Consider the following 15,499-nt stretch of genomic DNA (forward strand, 5'->3'; position numbering starts at 1 on the left):
TATAATAACAATATAACGCTATTAAATATTTTTTTCAAAGGAGATCATAACGTCATGACAAAGCTTCGTTGGGGAATTTTAGGCTGTGCGGGTATTGCAATTAGGGCTTGCATCCCCGGAATTGTGCAGTCCCAAACTGGTATTGTAAGCGCTATAGCCAGTCGCGATTTGCAGAAGTCACAAGAAGTTGCGGAGAGGCTTAACATTCCAAAAGCTTACGGCAGTTATGAGGAATTAATTGCCGATCCGGATATTGATGCTTTGTACATACCTCTGCCGAACCATCTGCACAAAGAATGGACAATTCGCGCTGCCGAAGCTGGCAAGCATGTGCTTTGCGAAAAACCTGCTTCACTAACGGCTGCTGATGCGGAAGAAATGGTTGCGGCCTGTGAAAAAGCCGGCGTACAGTTCGCCGAAGCATTCATGTATCGCCATCATCCCCGCTATACACGCATTAAAGAAATAATTGATTCCGGAGAAATCGGAGAAATTCGCGGTATTCATGGCGCTTTCACCTTCAGCAACCCGGGTGACAGCAAAAACGTCCGCTTCAAACGTGAGTGGGGCGGCGGTTCGCTATATGACGTTGGCTGCTATCCGATCAGCGCGGCGAGAATGATTTTGGGCCGAGAGCCTGAAGCGGTTACGACGCACGCCTTTTTCTCCCCAGAACATGATGATGTCGATATGATGATGTCCGGACTTGTGGAATTCAGCGGCAATGTCGCTCTTACCTTTGATTGCGGCATGTGGGCCGGTTTCCGTAATACGCTAGAAATCGTCGGAGCGACGGGGCGGATTGAAGTTCCTTCTGCTTATGTCACACCTACGGAGGAATCCGGTCAATTCATCGTCCATTTCCGCAATGAGAGCAGGGTAGAAACCGTTCCATTCCTGAACCAGTATGCGTTAGAAGTTGACGATTTGGCTTATGCCGCTTGGGGCGAGAAACACCCGAACTTCGCGGCTAGTGATGCTACCCTGAACATGAAAGTGCTTGACGCTTGTTTGGAATCAGCAAGAAAGCGTTCACGCGTTGTATTGTAAACTAACAAAAATTCCTTATCATACGAAAGGTTGGGATGACTGCGATGAAACACATTCAAATTAAAGGCTTAGAGAAACCTGTATCCAAACTGATTATGGGCTCCGACTTTTTCCGTTTGGACAACCGTCAGGAAGTCAGCGACGTTCTTGGCCATTATTTAGCGATTGGCGGCAATACCATTGACTCTGCTTTCATTTACTGCGGCGGGCAAAGCGAGCAAGCGCTCGGCATTTGGATGGATGAACTGGGCAACCGCGATGATATCAACATCTTCACCAAGGGAGCGCACCATGATCAGAATGGCCCCCGTGTGAACGCAGAGGCGATCCGCAGCGACCTGTTCACATCGCTTGAGCGACTGCGCACAGACTACATTGACCTCTACGCGCTGCATCGCGACGATCCGTCCATTCCGGTCGGCGTGATTCTGGAAGCGCTGAACGAGCATGTAGAAGCCGGACGCATTCGCGCATTCGGCGGCTCCAACTGGACGCACGCGCGTCTGCAGGAAGCGAATGACTACGCTGCGAAAAACGGCCTTGTCGGCTTCAGCTTCAGCTCCCCGAACCTCAGCCTCGCGAAAGCGAAAGAACCGTTCTGGAGCGGCTGCGTCTCCGTCGATGAAGAAGCTCTGCGCTGGCACGAATCCACGCAGCTGCCGCTGCTGTCCTGGTCCTCGCAGGCGCGCGGATTTTTCACGGGCCGGTATACGCCGGACGTGCTCGACAACGCCGACCTCGTTCGCGTATTCTACAGCGACGAGAACTGGACGCGGCTGCACCGCGCGGAACAACTGGCTAAGCAAAAAGGCGTAACCGCGATTCAGATCGCGCTCGCCTACGTGCTGAGCCAGCCGTTCCCGGCTTGCGCGCTCATCGGACCGCGCAACGAGGCCGAAATGCTCTCATGCCGCGACGGCGCGGAGCTTGTGCTCACTCCGCAGGAGTTGGCATGGCTTGATTTGACAGCAGCTACGGTGTAGCTGCATGATGGAAGCCCCGGCGGGTAGTGCCGGGGCTTTTTAATTTCCAGCGCATAAGCTTTGTCCCCCATCCTCAGCCCCAATGGACGGCTTATCCATCCACATGATAAGATAGAAGCTAGCACTACTTACATCGTTAGCTAGCTTTCCTTGAGGAAAGCTTTTTAGGAGGTTCCATGGGAAAGACAGATATTCGCCGAGATGCCATTATGCAAGCCATCAAAGATAAAGGCTCCATCGCCTTGATCGATATCGTTCAGCAATTTGGCGTATCGGAAGCAACAGCCAGGCGGGATCTTGAGATACTGGAGCAAGAGAAACGCTGCATCCGCACCTTCGGAGGCGCCGTGCTGGAAAGCTTAAAGGTGGAAGTCCCCTTTTTCAACAAAATGGACCTTTATACAGAAGAGAAAAAAGAAATCGCCGACAAAGCGCTTAACTTCATCGAAGACGGCGATATTATCGGCTTGACCGGCGGCACGACCACGACGTTCATCGCCAAGAAGCTGAACCAATTCAAGAACCTCACCGTCATCACCAATGCGGTGAATATCGCCTACGAGCTGATTGGCACGCAAGGGTTGCAGCTCATTCTGACAGGCGGCGTGATTCGCACGCAAACGTTCGAACTTTCGGGTCCGCTCGCCAATGCGACACTCGATAATCTCAGCATCCGCAAAACCTTCATGGGTGTAGACGGCATTTCCTTAACACGCGGCATGATGATCTACAATGAGCTGGAAGCCGAAACGAACCGCCGAATGATGAAACAATCCATGGAAACGTACCTCGTGGCGGACCATTCCAAATTCAGTCGCAGCTCCCTATTCGTCATTGGGGAAGTGCAGGAAACGACCGGTATTATTAGCGATTCCAAAATAACGCCGGAAATGAAGGAAGCCTTCAAAGACGCCGGCGCACCCTTCATCTAAAAAGAAAAACTCGACCTCTCGGTTTACCACCGGGAATCGAGTTTTTTTCATCTTAACAGCACCTATTGATTTTACCGCTTTCATAACGCTCGTGAAGTGACTGCATATAGAACTCTTTTTCCGTCAAAATGGGATTGCCCGGATGATGTTCCTGCTGATGCCTCACATATTTGTCATAGTCCGGGATATTGAAAATGATCTTGACCGTCGTATTCAACTTGTTCGAAAATCTCGTGATCGCTTTCACGCTATCACCCTCCAAATGTGGATTGGACGAACGGCGATTCTTGTAATTGGGGCTTTTGTTTTTGAATGATAATGTTGAACCACAAACGTATAGAAATGATGATCATCAGAAGGACAACGATACCAAAGAAAATGGTTAACCCTGCATCAATATAGTTATTCGTTACGATTTGGTGCATAACGTCCATATTTTTAGCTGGCGCTATCACTTGTCCTTTATCGATTCCCTCTTGATACTTTTTGGCAGCCGATAGAAAACCGATCGTTGGATTCGGGGAAAATGCTTTTTGGTAACCCGCAGTCAACGTCGTCACGGCCAGGAACACGAAGGGAATCATGCCTACCCAAGCATAACGGGCTTTGCCCATTTTAATCATAATCGTAACCGCTACGGCTAAAGCAATGGCCGCCAGCATTTGATTGGCAATCCCGAAGAGCGCCCATAGGGAGTTAATGCCGCCGAATGGATCGACTGCTCCTTGATAAAGGAAGTATCCCCATGCCAAGCAAACGATCAGGGAAGCAATGAAATTGTATCTTAAATCTTTGGTTTGGCCAAAAGGTTTGTAGAAATTGCCGACTAAATCCTGCAGCATAAATCGGCCGACACGTGTCCCCGCATCTACGGCAGTCAGAATAAAGACCGCTTCGAACAAAATCGCGAAATGATACCAGAACGCTTTGGCTCCATTTAAAAAGGAAGAGAAGATCTCAGCCATACCTACGGCAAGCGTTGGTGCTCCACCTGTTCGGGAGAGGATGGTTTTCTCGCCGATTGCTTTGGCTGTGTCCGTAATTTGATCAGGCGTCAAAGTGAAGCCCCAGGATGAAATTTTGGCTGCTACAGCAACAGGATCAGTTCCAATAACAGCCGGTGAGGAATTCATCGCGAAATACAGGCCAGGCTCCAAGGAGCATGCCGCAATCAAGGCCATCACCGCAACGAAAGATTCAGCGGCCATTCCGGCAAAGCCGATAAATGGCGCATGGCTTTCTCTATCTATCATTTTCGGCGTTGTACCGGAGGAAATCAATGCGTGAAACCCGGAAACCGCGCCACACGCAATCGTAATGAACAAGAACGGGAATAAATTGCCGGAGAACACTGGGCCTGTACCGTCAATAAACTTGGTTACAGCAGGCATTTTTAGTTCAGGCAAAATTACCATAATACCGCCGGCAAGGAGCAGGATAACTCCTATTTTCAAAAATGAGCTTAAATAATCCCGCGGAGCAAGCAGTACCCAAACAGGTAAAATGGAAGCTATAAGCCCATAGATCACCATCAAAACGGCAATTTGCGGGGCGGTGAACGTAAACATGTTAGCTAAAACAGGGCTTTCCGCGACAAACTGACCTGACCACAAAACGATCATTAACAAAACGAAACCAATGATAGAGCCCTCAATGACTTTGCCTGGACGAATAAAGCGCATATAAAAGCCCATAAATATCGCAATCGGCATCGTCATCGCAATAGTAAACATCCCCCACGGCGACTCTGCTAGCGCTTTCACAACAACAAGTCCAAGAACAGCGACAATAATAATTAGAATGGCCAGCGTTGCAATAGAGGCTAACGTACCGCTGAATGGGCCAACCTCATCCTTAGCCATTTGTCCGAGAGATTTACCGCCACGGCGCATGGAACCTACCAGGGTTACAAAGTCCTGCACACAGCCCGCAAGAACGGCCCCGATAATGATCCAGAGAATACTTGGCAAATACCCCATCTGAGCGGCCAAAATCGGACCAACGAGTGGCCCCGCCCCTGCAATCGCAGCAAAATGGTGACCAAAGAGGACGTACTTATTCGTAGGTACATAGTCTTTGCCATCATTTTGAACATGAGCCGGCGTTGCCCGCTTGTCGTTAAGCTCATAAATCTTGCGAGCAATAAAGCGACTGTAGAATCGGTAACCGAAAGAGTACGTACAAATGGCAGCAATAATTAACCATATTGCGGAGATGCTTTCGCCTCTCGAAAGTGCGAGCATCGCGAAGCCCGACGCGCCAAGCAGGGCAATGACCGCCCAGATCACATAGGAAGCAAATCTGTTTTTTAATAGTGACATATCTATGAACACCCTCCTGATAACATAATTGTTAGCGCTTACAGGAAGTATAACTTGTTTGAGGAACAAGCGAAATACCTGAAACGCAACATGCCATATTCGAGCTTCATGATGTTAAATTTCGAGTTTCAAACGCAGTTGCTTCACATAATTACGGCTGACGGGTATGGTGCTTCGCCCTGCATCTTCCATTAGCAAATTGTAGGCGCCATTCACCCAGGTCTTCATTTCTGAGATGGCGGCGAGATTAACCAGATAGCTTTTGTGGCAGCGAAAAAAACCGTACGGCTCCAACTTTTGCTCCAGCTCGGATAGGGTATAGGAAACAATATAAGCCTTATCGTGAAGGTGAACCTGCACGTTCTTAACTTCCTTGCTAATGTACATGATATCCTTCGGTGAGACATATCGAATTCCTTCTTCCAATTCCAAAGCGAGTTTTACGCTCGTCTTCACCGATGCCGTCTGGCCTAAGCTCGCCGCCGCTGCGTTGTTCTGAGGCTGCATTTTGCTTTTGCGCAGCTCCCTGAACACAATGGCAATATCCTCCTCATCGTACGGCTTCAGCATGTAATGAAAAGCACGCAGCTTAAAAGCATGGACGGCGTATTGATCGTAAGCTGTGGAAAATACAATTTTCACCTGCGGATTGATTTCTCCTACAATTTCGGCAACCTGCAGACCGCTAAGATCCGGCATGTCCATATCGAGAAATAACACATCCGGCGCTAATTCTTTGACCTTCTTAATCGCATCCATTCCGCCGGTTGCCGCGGTAACCTTGTCCACCTCTTCACAGCTTTCCAACAGATAAATCAATTCTTCTCTAGCCGGCTCTTCATCATCCGCAATGACAATATTCCAACCCACCCGCCGTCACCTCACCCAAAATTTAATGATCGTGCCTTCCCCTGGCTTGCTTGCAATTTCCAAAGGATGTTCTTTGCCGTAGTGATAATTCAGACGCTGCTCGATATTCCGCAAAGCCAGCCCTGCATGCTCCGACTGACTATCGAGTTCGGCTGGTTCAAGACCTACTCCGTTGTCCTGTACAGTAATACGCGCATGGAGCTTACCCTCGTCGAGCTCCTCCTTCACCGAAAGTCGAATGACGCCGATGCCCGGCTTGTTTTTGATACCATGCATAATGGCATTTTCGATCAGCGGCTGAATCGTAAAAGGAGGAATCGCATGATCCAGCAGCCTTTCGTCGATATCGGCGTAAAATTCCATCTGATCGCCAAGACGGGATTTGATCAAGCTCAGATAAGACATAACCAGCTCATATTCATCACGTATGGTGATAAGGCGCTGGTTGCCGTGACTCATATTTTTGCGCAAAAACTTGGATAGATGCATCACCATTTGGCGGGCTTCTTCCGGTTTCGTACGGATAAAGGATTTGACTGTATTCAGCACATTAAACAGGAAATGAGGATTCATCTGCGCCTGCAGCGAGCGAATCTCCGCATCAGCCAAAAGCTGTGTTTGCCGATCTGATTCGACGAAGGCATATTGCTGAGAAAGCAGCTCTGCGAGAGAGGACAGCATGCGTCTGCGCGACGGATTGTCATCCTGCTCACGCTCGAAATACAGGCGGAACTGACCGACCTGCGGCCGATTGGGAACACGGATGATGAGATCGTTGGCGTGCTGCGTTTTTCTCCCCTCTGCAATCCAGGTCACGCCATCCTTACTGAAGAATGCGCCCACTGACTTCATTTCCTCATTCAACACCTTGGAAATTTCCGCTACCGCTTTATCGAAATCCAGCCGCCAAAGCGGCATCGTCATATCGGCAATTTGCAGGGCTTGATGTGCATGCTCTGCACCAATTCTAGCCTCTTCACGCTCCATTGTGTTATATAACACAAAATAGAGAGCGACACCAACACTATTCGCAAGCGTTTGGGGCAACCCAATGAGCGACACCAGGTTGAACGCATCCTCCCAAGGCTTGGCCAAGGCAAGAATAAGAATCATCTGTAGGGCTTCAGCCATGAATCCAACAAGAAATGCGAGCTGTACGGACGCTATTTTCCGAAAGCGTTTCTTGAAGGCATTGCGGCACAGCCCTGCCAATATGCCCTGCAGAATAGGAGCAATCATACAGGCAACCGCTACAAATCCACCTAAGCTGTAACGATGCACGCCGGCTATGATGCCGACGATAAATCCGCTTTTGACGCCACCAAGCAGCCCCGCAATGACAACCCCAACGGTACGTGCATTCGCAATTGCCGCTGTTGGTGAAACCTCACCAATCCAAGGTGCCGGCCTGTATGTGTAATCGGAAACTGTTACACCCGAATAAGTCGCAAGTATTGCATACGCGGAGAAAAAGAACAGAAAACGCCATTGATACGTCCTGTCCCCTTGATAGCTCATATAGCTGCGCATCCAGCGACTTCGGGAAAACGCAAAAGCCAGCGCGATCAGAAAACCAACCCGTTCCATCATATCCACGAACAATTGAATCAGTTGAAGCATGCTTCACTCACCTTTTGCAATCTCATATCGTTATCCTAACAGAAATCGTGTGGGCTTGCTTGCCGTATAGTCACCAATCGCAACCTTTCTTATGGCCTGCCACTAACAAATGTCAAAAACCTAGCAATAGTTCCGCTATGGCTTGCTTATGGGAACTGGCGTCCTCTATTTGTAGGAAAACGAGCGTTTTCCTTTCAGAACGGAACTACAAGGTCTTATTGCGCCGCCCTGGCGCGTTTTCCGCAAGAAATTGGTGAAATAGTGGCCCGTAGTTCCTCACCATTTCATCACATACTCATCCATCGCCAACTTCTACCTCACAACAAAAAAGGAGACTGCCCTAAGAAGTCAATCATGACCTTCTCAGAGAATCCCCTTTTTCAAAAAACTTACCCGGCTTTAACTTCATCGCTATTCGGTTGTGGTGCAGCATTTGCTTTGTACTTCAAGGTAGGCAGCATAATAAATACGCCAATCAAGAAGAGTACTGCGGATGTGACATAAATGGACTCCAACGAGAAGGACGCTTTAATGCTGCCGGCCAAACTCATTGTGAGAACCATAGCCCCCATGAACAACGGGTTCAAAATCCCATTCACACGGCCAACGAAAGATTCCTCTGTGTTTCCGAGAATCATTGTTGAGATCCCGATTTGGATCGCAGGCAATACTAGACCGGAGAAAAATTGCATCAAAAGCGCCAACCACACCAGATGAGTTAATCCCATAACAGCAAAAGTCACGACGCTTACCGCCATCCCGATAATGAGCAGTGCTTGCGGGGACACTTTTTTGGAGAAGCCCATCGTCGCCCCGCCCCCAAGTATCATCGCAACGCCATTGGCTGCCATAAACCATTGCAAATCTTCCTTCGGCAATCCAAGATTTTCAGTTACTAGAAAGATGCCCAGCGGTGATATCAAACCAATCGCCAGACCTGCAACTGCAAAGCAACCACCTAAGGTGACAAGCATTTTATTATTCAAAACATACTTAAACCCTTGACCCATTTCAGCAAAAATATGCGTGGATGGCTTCTCGGACCCTTCCTCATTTTTACGATCCGCAGGAAGAAACGTGAGCACAAGCGCTGAAAGCAGAAAGCATACGCCCATGATCGCAATAGCTACTTCAATGCCAAAATGATAGTAAACAAATGTCCCCATAATAGGACCTAAGATCATAAAGATCGCCATCATCGATTGAAACAATGACATCCCCATTTGCATTTGGGATTCAGGCACGTGAACCTTGAACAACTTCATCCCGGACGGTTGCGAGAATTGAGACAAGATGGACGAAACCAACGTGGCGAAAAAAATCGCCTTCCAAGAGCCGTAATACAGTGTCACCATAATGGCAAACACAGACACTGCGCTGAGAATATCACACCACACCATCGTCAATTTCGGTCTCCACCGGTCCGCAAAAGCACCACCGATAAAAGAGAAAATAAAAATTGGCGCAAACTCGGCCACCGAAATTAAAGAAACCGAGTAAGGATCATTATTCGTCATGTCTGTGACATAGAGAAGAATCGCAAAGTTACGAACCCAGATTCCGATTTGTAAAAAAAGACCGGACAGCATAATGGCTTGCACGAAACGACTGGCAAAAAACGAACGCATCGTTGGAGTATCCGAAGCTATTGCTTGAGACAAAAGAAAAACACCCCTTCATTAATCAGATAGTCTTATAAAACAAGACCTCCTTCTTACGTAAGAAGAAGAAAAAATGTTTCATAAACCTTTTCTACTTTAACGAAAAAAGGCTCCTATCGTCTAGTGACATACGTCATATGACCAGTCACAAACCTAGATGTCTCAGCGTGACTGAGACATGAGCAGCGCGGCTCCAACGGCGCCTGCGGAGGACCCGAGCGCAGATGCTGCGAACCGGACCGGTCCGCGAATCGATGGCAAACAGCGCTCCTCGACGATCTCGCGCATCGGCCCTAACAAAGGCTCGCCGATATGCGAAGCGCCGCCGCCAAGAATGACCACCTGCGGATTCAGCAGGTGGAGAATGCTCACGAGCCCGATGCCGAGGGCTCGGCCCGCTTCGCGCAGGATGCCGCTGGCAGCGGCATCCCCTTCCGCGGCAGCGGCCGCGACCAACCGCGCATCCACGCGGTTCGGATCGCCTCCCGCGAGCCGCACGAGGGCGCCCGCTGCGCCCTCGCCAGCCCGGCGCACGTAGTCGGCGCCGCGGCGGCCAATCGCAGTGCCTGACGCGTACAGCTCCAGGCACCCCACATTTCCGCAGGGGCAGAGCGGCCCATTTCCATCAATGGAAATGTGGCCGAGCTCTCCTGCGTTATGATTCGTTCCGGCGATCAAGCGCCCGCCGGAAATGATTCCCCCGCCGATCCCCGTGGAGATCGTCACAAATACACAGTCCGGCGCGCCCTCACCCGCGCCGGCCAGCCATTCGCCGACCGCCGCTGCAGAGGCGTCGTTCTCCAGCCTGACCGCGCAGCCGAAGCGGTCAGTGAGCACGGCGGCGACGGCCACGTCACGCCAGCCAAGGTTGGTGGCGAACGTGACGACACCGTTCGCCGTATCCAGCGTGCCCGCGGTGGCGACGCCAATGCCGCGGAGAACGCCGCGACCGCCGGGCGCGGTCGCGAGCAGACCCTCGATCAGGCTCCCGAGCCGATCGAGCACAGCCGCCTCCCCCTGCTGCGCCAGGGTGGGGATCTCTTCCTTGGCGATGATGCTGCCATCGCCGCTAATGAGCGCGGCCAACATCTTCGTGCCGCCCAAGTCAACCCCAACGTAGTAATCCCGCAGGAACACGTCTTGTGTTTTCTCATCTTGCGTTTTTACGTCTTGTGTTTTTACGTCTTGTGTTTGTGCGTCTTGCGTTTGTACGTCTTGTGTTTTTACCTCTTCCGTCCATTCCTTCGCGCTCATATCCTGTTCCCCCATCCGGTTCTCCCCCCCGCTCATACCTCCTGCCTCCATCCAATCGCATATTGTTCCGACAACGTAACAGGCAGCCGCCCAACCGGCTTCTCGTGCCCCAGCAGGACATTTGCCAGAGACACCATCGCCAGGGGACGATTCTCATAACAGGCCAAATACGTCTTCACCTCAGGAAACTCAAGCAAATCATAAGGGTTTCTTCCTGCAGCCACGATGAGATGCAGATCTTCAATCGCCGCAAGAGCCTTTACCAACTGAGTCTGTCCTGGCGAAAAAGTGGCATTATAAGTGACCATAACCACCTGCTTTTTGCCTTCGGCAGCTTGCACGGTCGCAGCAATTTCCGACTCGGAAGGGGATAATCCCAAGTACACCTCTTGGACATCTTTCCCTGTGAGTTCAGCCAGTGTAGCTCCCAGCGTTCCCTGCCGCTCCACGACCTCATCAATCTCCGTTCCCGTCTGCACTTCCGTCCAAATCACAAGCGGTGACTCGGTCATATCCAGCAGCTTACCGACTTCGTCTTTCACTAGCGTAATGCTTTTGCGGCTTAGCTCCTTAGCCAAAAGCTGATGCTCCGGCGTTGAAATAGGACCTTCGGGGATCGGCGCCAGCTTTTCAAATTGGATATCTCGTTTAAATTTGTGGGTCATTACTCGCAGGACTGACGCATCGATCCTAGACTCCGGGATACGCCCGCTTTCAACGGCTGTAATGACGGCTTCTATGGCGGAAACTTGGCGTTCCAACGTGTGACTGACCAGAATGAGATCCGATCCGGCCTCAATGGCCCGAACCGCGCCTTCAGCTACGCCGATTCCCTCGGAAATCGCCTTCATTTCCAAACAGTCCGTAACGATAAGCCCTTTGAAACCAAGTTCCTCCCGCAGCAGCTCGGTTAAAATCCGATACGATAACGTTGAGGGCACACCGTTTTGTTCCAATGCCGCGAACACGACATGCGCGGTCATAATGGCGTCTACGCCGCCTTCAATGGCTTTGATAAAAGGGGCGAGCTCAAGCTCCATAAGCCTCTCCATGCTGTGCGGAACAACCGGCAGATCATGATGTGAGTCCTCTGAAGTATCACCATGGCCCGGAAAATGTTTGACCGTAGCAATAACCCCCATGTCCTGCAACCCTTTCACAGCATGCGTTCCCATATCGCCGACGATGGCTGCGGTTTCCCCGTAGGAGCGCACCCCGATAACCGGATTCAAACGATTATTGTTAATATCCAGGCATGGCGCAAAGTTCATGTTCACGCCCATCTGACGCAGTTCCTTGCCCATGATTTTGGAGCTTGCGTACACGCCTGCCGGCGCAAAAGCAGCTCCAAGCGCCATATTCCCCGGCAGCAAAGTCGCTCCTTTTTCGATTCGGGACACCATACCGCCCTCTTGATCCACCGCGATAAACAGGGGTTGTCCCCCGCTGCGAAGGTTTAATTCTTGCAATTCTGCGGACAAATGAGCCAATTGATGGGCATCCTTCACATTCCTCCGGAAATAGATAACGCCGCCAAGCCCATATTTTTCAATTAGCTGCGTAATCGCTGGATTTGGCTCCAGAGCATCAAAACCGCAAATAAATAATTGACCAACTTTTTGACGCAAAGTTAATGGTTTATGCACGTTGCTGGTTGTCGACGACATCATGAACACGCTCCTTTGATAAGTGGTTAAGCTTTAATGCATGCAATAATTCGTTTCTGCAAAAGGAAATACATCAGCACGACAGGAATCAAACTGAACATGATAGCCGCACAAAGCGAACCATAATTCATATTCAACTGGTCATAGAAAGCCACCATACTCACAGGAAGCGTTCGAAACTTTTCTTTTGTGAGAAACAGATTCGCCATCATAAACTCGTTCCAATTGCTAAGGAAATTGAGCATAAACACTGGAATAAGCGGTGGTATGGCAATCGGAACAATGACACGCCAAAGCAGTCCATAGATGGATAGTCCATCCATTGTACCCGCTTCCTCAAGCTCATTTGGAAAGGATTTGAAAAACGCACTAATCATAAAAACCGTGGGCGGCAAACCAAACGTTATATAAGGCATAATCAAGGCAAGAGGCGTATTGTAAAGATGGAAACTTCTCAACAACATATACAGAGGGACTAGCAAGGAGCCAGCGGGCACCAGTAAAGCTACCATCAGAACTCGTTTGATGACCTTTCTTAGTCTCGGAAATTTCATTCGTGTCAAGGCAAAGGAGGTGCTTGTACCGAGGATTAACGTCATCACGGCCGCTATACTGGAAATCACGAGACTGTTCATAAAATAGTGCGAGACATGCGCGCCAGTCCACGCGTTCCCATAATTGGACAGCAGCCAATCATCCGGAAATGACCAAGGAAATGCGATGATTTCTTTATTCGTTTTAAAAGAAGAATTAAACACCCAGCCCAGAGGGAACAGGATGATGGCTATGTAGACCAAAAGTATGGCGTGCTGGACGGTACCGCGTAGGGAATTTGCTTTTCGCTGGGTTTTCAAAACCGTACCTCCTCTTGCTTTGCCGTCAACCAGCCAAACACGGAAGTCAGCACACCCGTAAACAGTAAAATGAGCAGCGCGATGGCATTCGCATAGCCGTACTCGCCGATTCGGTACGCCTTTTTATACATATAAGTCGCCATCACTTCCGTTATCCCGTAGGGGTTCCCCCCTGTCATCACAAAGACGATATCCAGCGCTTTCATCGCACCGGTAATGGACAGCAGGATCATCACGATGATTACAGGACGCAGGAGAGGCAGCGTAATCGACCAAGCTTGACGAGAGCTCGATGCTCCATCGATTTCGGCTGCCTCGAGGATGGTTTTGGGGATGGCATAAATGGCCGATAAAACTAGAATTACATAGAAGCCAACCCACTGCCAGGCGTTAGTGACGAGCACGGAAATCATCGCTGTTGATTCATCAGCCAACCAGGTATGCTTCCAAGCCCCTAAGCCTGCAGCTTCCAGCAATTGATTCAAGAGTCCCGCTTCAGGATGATAAATGAATCCCCACAATACGCCTACTACAGCTGTTGATAGAATTGTAGGGAGGAAAATCATGGTTTTGTAAAAGCCCATCCAACGCCGAATTTTACTCAACACGAGAGCTAAACAAACAATGAACGGGATCTGTACGCCAATCGAAAAAGCAATAAAATACAAGTTATTTCGCACTGCAATCCAGAAATATTTATCTTGAAACGCTTGGGTGAAATTGTCCAAACCATTCCACTTGGCTGGTGAGATCCCGTTCCATGCCGTAAATCCGTAGCGCATCGACATCAGCATGGGATAGAAGAAAAAAATTACCAGCAAAAGCAGTGTAGGTACCGTAAAAATGGCATAAGCAACCGAGTTTCTTCCTACTTTGTTCATGGATCATCCTACTAATTCGTATGAGTTTCTTCCTTATTGGAAGCATCCTGCTGCTTCTGTATGTCCGTCATCAGCGTGACCGGATCCGTTCTGCCGCCGACTAATTCCTGCATACCGCGTTCCAGTTTCTCACGAACCTTGGTTTGAATGCGCGAATCAAAAGCAGGAAATGCCCCTTTGCTGGTTGCAAACACATCCAATATTTGTGTAATCAGCGGATTCACATTGCTCGTATCCTGCAGCTTCATGGCAGGCGGCATGCCTTCCTCGACCAGCTGTCTTTTTTGCATCGGCTCATTGTACATCTGCCTGATGAATTCCTTAATGGCATCAAGCTGCGCCGGGGTCACTTTCTTCGAGAAGCCATAGGCGTTTGACCATCCGCCGTTAATGAAGCCGTCTCCAGGGCCGCCCATATCCGGAAAACTCATGAACCCTACATCCTTCACAATGGCGGACTTCTCTGGATCAAGCAGCGGCGTATTGGCCCAACTGCCGTCAAACATGAACGCCGCTTCCCCGCTGCTGAATTTGTTTTGCTGCTCGGCATACGAAAGCGCTAAGCTGCCCTCTTGGAAGTACCCTTTTTTCACGAGGAGATCATATTTCTCAAAAGCATCCACGACATCGGGGTCTGTCCAGTGCTTGCTCCCATCCAGAAAACCTTCGACGGAATTGAGCCCGGCTGTGCGCACCCACATGGTGTTGCACATCATGTTGATGACCCAGGAGTCTTTGGCTGCCAGCGCGAATGGCGTTATCTTCTGAGCTTTCAGCTTGGCAGCAGCGTCAAGCAGCTCATTCCAGGTTTGAGGCGGTTTGATTTGATGCTCTGATAAAATCTTTTTATTATAATACAAGCCCTCGACATAACCGGCCATCGGGATGCCGTATATTTTACCGTCGACTGTAAACTCTTCAAAGCTGTAGAACTTGTCCGTTAACCCCAGTTCACTCAAGATGGGCGTCAGATCAAGCAGCCTATTCGCTTTCACATAATCTTTCGTATCCGTCCCGCCGAATAAGTCGAAGATCTCCGGTGGATTCCCGGCAGCCATCTCAGCCCTCAGCTTTTCAAAGCGATTCACTTTGTCCTCTACGCCATCCAGTGTAATCGACAGGCCAGGCACCTTCGCCTCCGTGGACTTCACGACCTCTTGAAGCATCGCCAAACGCTTCTTCTGCGTATCTTTCACTTGCGTGTGACGAATGGTCAGCAGGACCGGTTCTCCTTTTGCCCCTGGGGAGGGCGCCTCGTTGTTTGGGCTGTTCAGGTTTAAGCTGCTGCAAGCGGACAGGATGAACGATACGACCACAACCCCTGTTACCGGTAACAACGTTCTCATTTTCATTTTCCTTGATCTCCCTTAGGCTTGCATGTTAAGTATAAAATAATGGCTGCTCCT

General features: G+C 49.8%; 13 protein-coding genes. 3 read left to right on the top strand and 10 right to left on the bottom strand.

All coding sequences use genetic code 11. The features are described from left to right. The first annotated feature begins 54 nt into the window (after positions 1-54). The 3 genes from RQP52_RS20130 (at position 55) to RQP52_RS20140 (ending at position 2,965) form a co-directional block, all read left to right on the top strand. A complete protein-coding gene (locus RQP52_RS20130; RefSeq protein WP_315953534.1) occupies positions 55-1,050 on the top strand; it encodes a Gfo/Idh/MocA family protein in 996 nt (331 codons plus the stop codon). Between the two features lie 44 nt (positions 1,051-1,094). Next, positions 1,095-2,033, top strand: a complete 939-nt coding sequence (locus RQP52_RS20135) for an aldo/keto reductase (RefSeq protein WP_315953535.1) — start codon at positions 1,095-1,097, stop codon at positions 2,031-2,033. 176 nt (positions 2,034-2,209) lie between these two features. Beyond that, the gene (locus RQP52_RS20140; RefSeq protein WP_315953536.1) at positions 2,210-2,965 is read left to right on the top strand and encodes a DeoR/GlpR family DNA-binding transcription regulator; all 756 of its coding nucleotides are present in this window, start codon (positions 2,210-2,212) and stop codon (positions 2,963-2,965) included. A gap of 52 nt (positions 2,966-3,017) precedes the next feature. Here the strand turns inward: RQP52_RS20140 and RQP52_RS20145 are convergent, their stop codons facing one another. The 10 genes from RQP52_RS20145 to RQP52_RS20190 all read right to left on the bottom strand — a co-directional run bounded on the left by RQP52_RS20145 (position 3,018) and on the right by RQP52_RS20190 (position 15,445). Continuing rightward, positions 3,018-3,212: a YbdD/YjiX family protein gene (locus tag RQP52_RS20145; RefSeq protein ID WP_315953537.1), complete on the bottom strand. Its 195-nt coding sequence runs from the start codon at positions 3,210-3,212 to the stop codon at positions 3,018-3,020. A 4-nt stretch (positions 3,213-3,216) separates the two neighbouring features. Continuing rightward, the gene (locus RQP52_RS20150; protein ID WP_315953538.1) at positions 3,217-5,286 is read right to left on the bottom strand and encodes a carbon starvation CstA family protein; all 2,070 of its coding nucleotides are present in this window, start codon (positions 5,284-5,286) and stop codon (positions 3,217-3,219) included. A 114-nt stretch (positions 5,287-5,400) separates the two neighbouring features. Continuing rightward, complete coding sequence (locus tag RQP52_RS20155; protein ID WP_315953539.1) at positions 5,401-6,156, bottom strand: LytR/AlgR family response regulator transcription factor; 756 nt, start codon at positions 6,154-6,156, stop codon at positions 5,401-5,403. Positions 6,157-6,162: 6 nt separating this feature from the next. Next, complete coding sequence (locus tag RQP52_RS20160) at positions 6,163-7,776, bottom strand: LytS/YhcK type 5TM receptor domain-containing protein (RefSeq protein ID WP_315953540.1); 1,614 nt, start codon at positions 7,774-7,776, stop codon at positions 6,163-6,165. A gap of 389 nt (positions 7,777-8,165) precedes the next feature. Beyond that, the gene (locus RQP52_RS20165; protein WP_315953734.1) at positions 8,166-9,404 is read right to left on the bottom strand and encodes an MFS transporter; all 1,239 of its coding nucleotides are present in this window, start codon (positions 9,402-9,404) and stop codon (positions 8,166-8,168) included. Between the two features lie 195 nt (positions 9,405-9,599). Then, the gene (locus RQP52_RS20170) at positions 9,600-10,706 is read right to left on the bottom strand and encodes an ROK family protein (protein WP_315953541.1); all 1,107 of its coding nucleotides are present in this window, start codon (positions 10,704-10,706) and stop codon (positions 9,600-9,602) included. 17 nt (positions 10,707-10,723) lie between these two features. Next, positions 10,724-12,361: a beta-N-acetylhexosaminidase gene (gene nagZ / locus RQP52_RS20175; protein WP_315953542.1), complete on the bottom strand. Its 1,638-nt coding sequence runs from the start codon at positions 12,359-12,361 to the stop codon at positions 10,724-10,726. Positions 12,362-12,384: 23 nt separating this feature from the next. Next, positions 12,385-13,212, bottom strand: a complete 828-nt coding sequence (locus RQP52_RS20180; RefSeq protein ID WP_315953543.1) for a carbohydrate ABC transporter permease — start codon at positions 13,210-13,212, stop codon at positions 12,385-12,387. Then, positions 13,209-14,093: a carbohydrate ABC transporter permease gene (locus RQP52_RS20185; protein ID WP_315953544.1), complete on the bottom strand. Its 885-nt coding sequence runs from the start codon at positions 14,091-14,093 to the stop codon at positions 13,209-13,211. The genes RQP52_RS20180 and RQP52_RS20185 overlap by 4 nt, the downstream gene beginning before the upstream one ends. A gap of 11 nt (positions 14,094-14,104) precedes the next feature. Continuing rightward, positions 14,105-15,445, bottom strand: coding sequence for an extracellular solute-binding protein (locus RQP52_RS20190; RefSeq protein WP_315953545.1), 1,341 nt, complete (start codon positions 15,443-15,445; stop codon positions 14,105-14,107). Positions 15,446-15,499: the final 54 nt, after the last annotated feature.

The sequence above is a fragment of the Paenibacillus violae genome, assembly GCF_032461945.1.
Taxonomy (GTDB): Bacteria; Bacillota; Bacilli; order Paenibacillales; family NBRC-103111; genus Paenibacillus_E; species Paenibacillus_E violae.

Bases quoted from the DNA above. Each gene is read 5' to 3' on its own strand.
- RQP52_RS20130 (WP_315953534.1), top strand. From the start codon at position 55: ATGACAAAGCTTCGTTGGGGAATTTTAGGCTGTGCGGGTATTGCAATT.
- RQP52_RS20135 (WP_315953535.1), top strand. From the start codon at position 1,095: ATGAAACACATTCAAATTAAAGGCTTAGAGAAACCTGTATCCAAACTG.
- RQP52_RS20140 (WP_315953536.1), top strand. From the start codon at position 2,210: ATGGGAAAGACAGATATTCGCCGAGATGCCATTATGCAAGCCATCAAA.
- RQP52_RS20150 (WP_315953538.1), bottom strand. From the start codon at position 5,286: ATGTCACTATTAAAAAACAGATTTGCTTCCTATGTGATCTGGGCGGTC.
- RQP52_RS20160 (WP_315953540.1), bottom strand. From the start codon at position 7,776: ATGCTTCAACTGATTCAATTGTTCGTGGATATGATGGAACGGGTTGGT.
- RQP52_RS20165 (WP_315953734.1), bottom strand. From the start codon at position 9,404: ATGCGTTCGTTTTTTGCCAGTCGTTTCGTGCAAGCCATTATGCTGTCC.
- RQP52_RS20170 (WP_315953541.1), bottom strand. From the start codon at position 10,706: ATGGGGGAACAGGATATGAGCGCGAAGGAATGGACGGAAGAGGTAAAA.
- nagZ (WP_315953542.1), bottom strand. From the start codon at position 12,361: ATGATGTCGTCGACAACCAGCAACGTGCATAAACCATTAACTTTGCGT.
- RQP52_RS20185 (WP_315953544.1), bottom strand. From the start codon at position 14,093: ATGAACAAAGTAGGAAGAAACTCGGTTGCTTATGCCATTTTTACGGTA.
- RQP52_RS20190 (WP_315953545.1), bottom strand. From the start codon at position 15,445: ATGAAAATGAGAACGTTGTTACCGGTAACAGGGGTTGTGGTCGTATCG.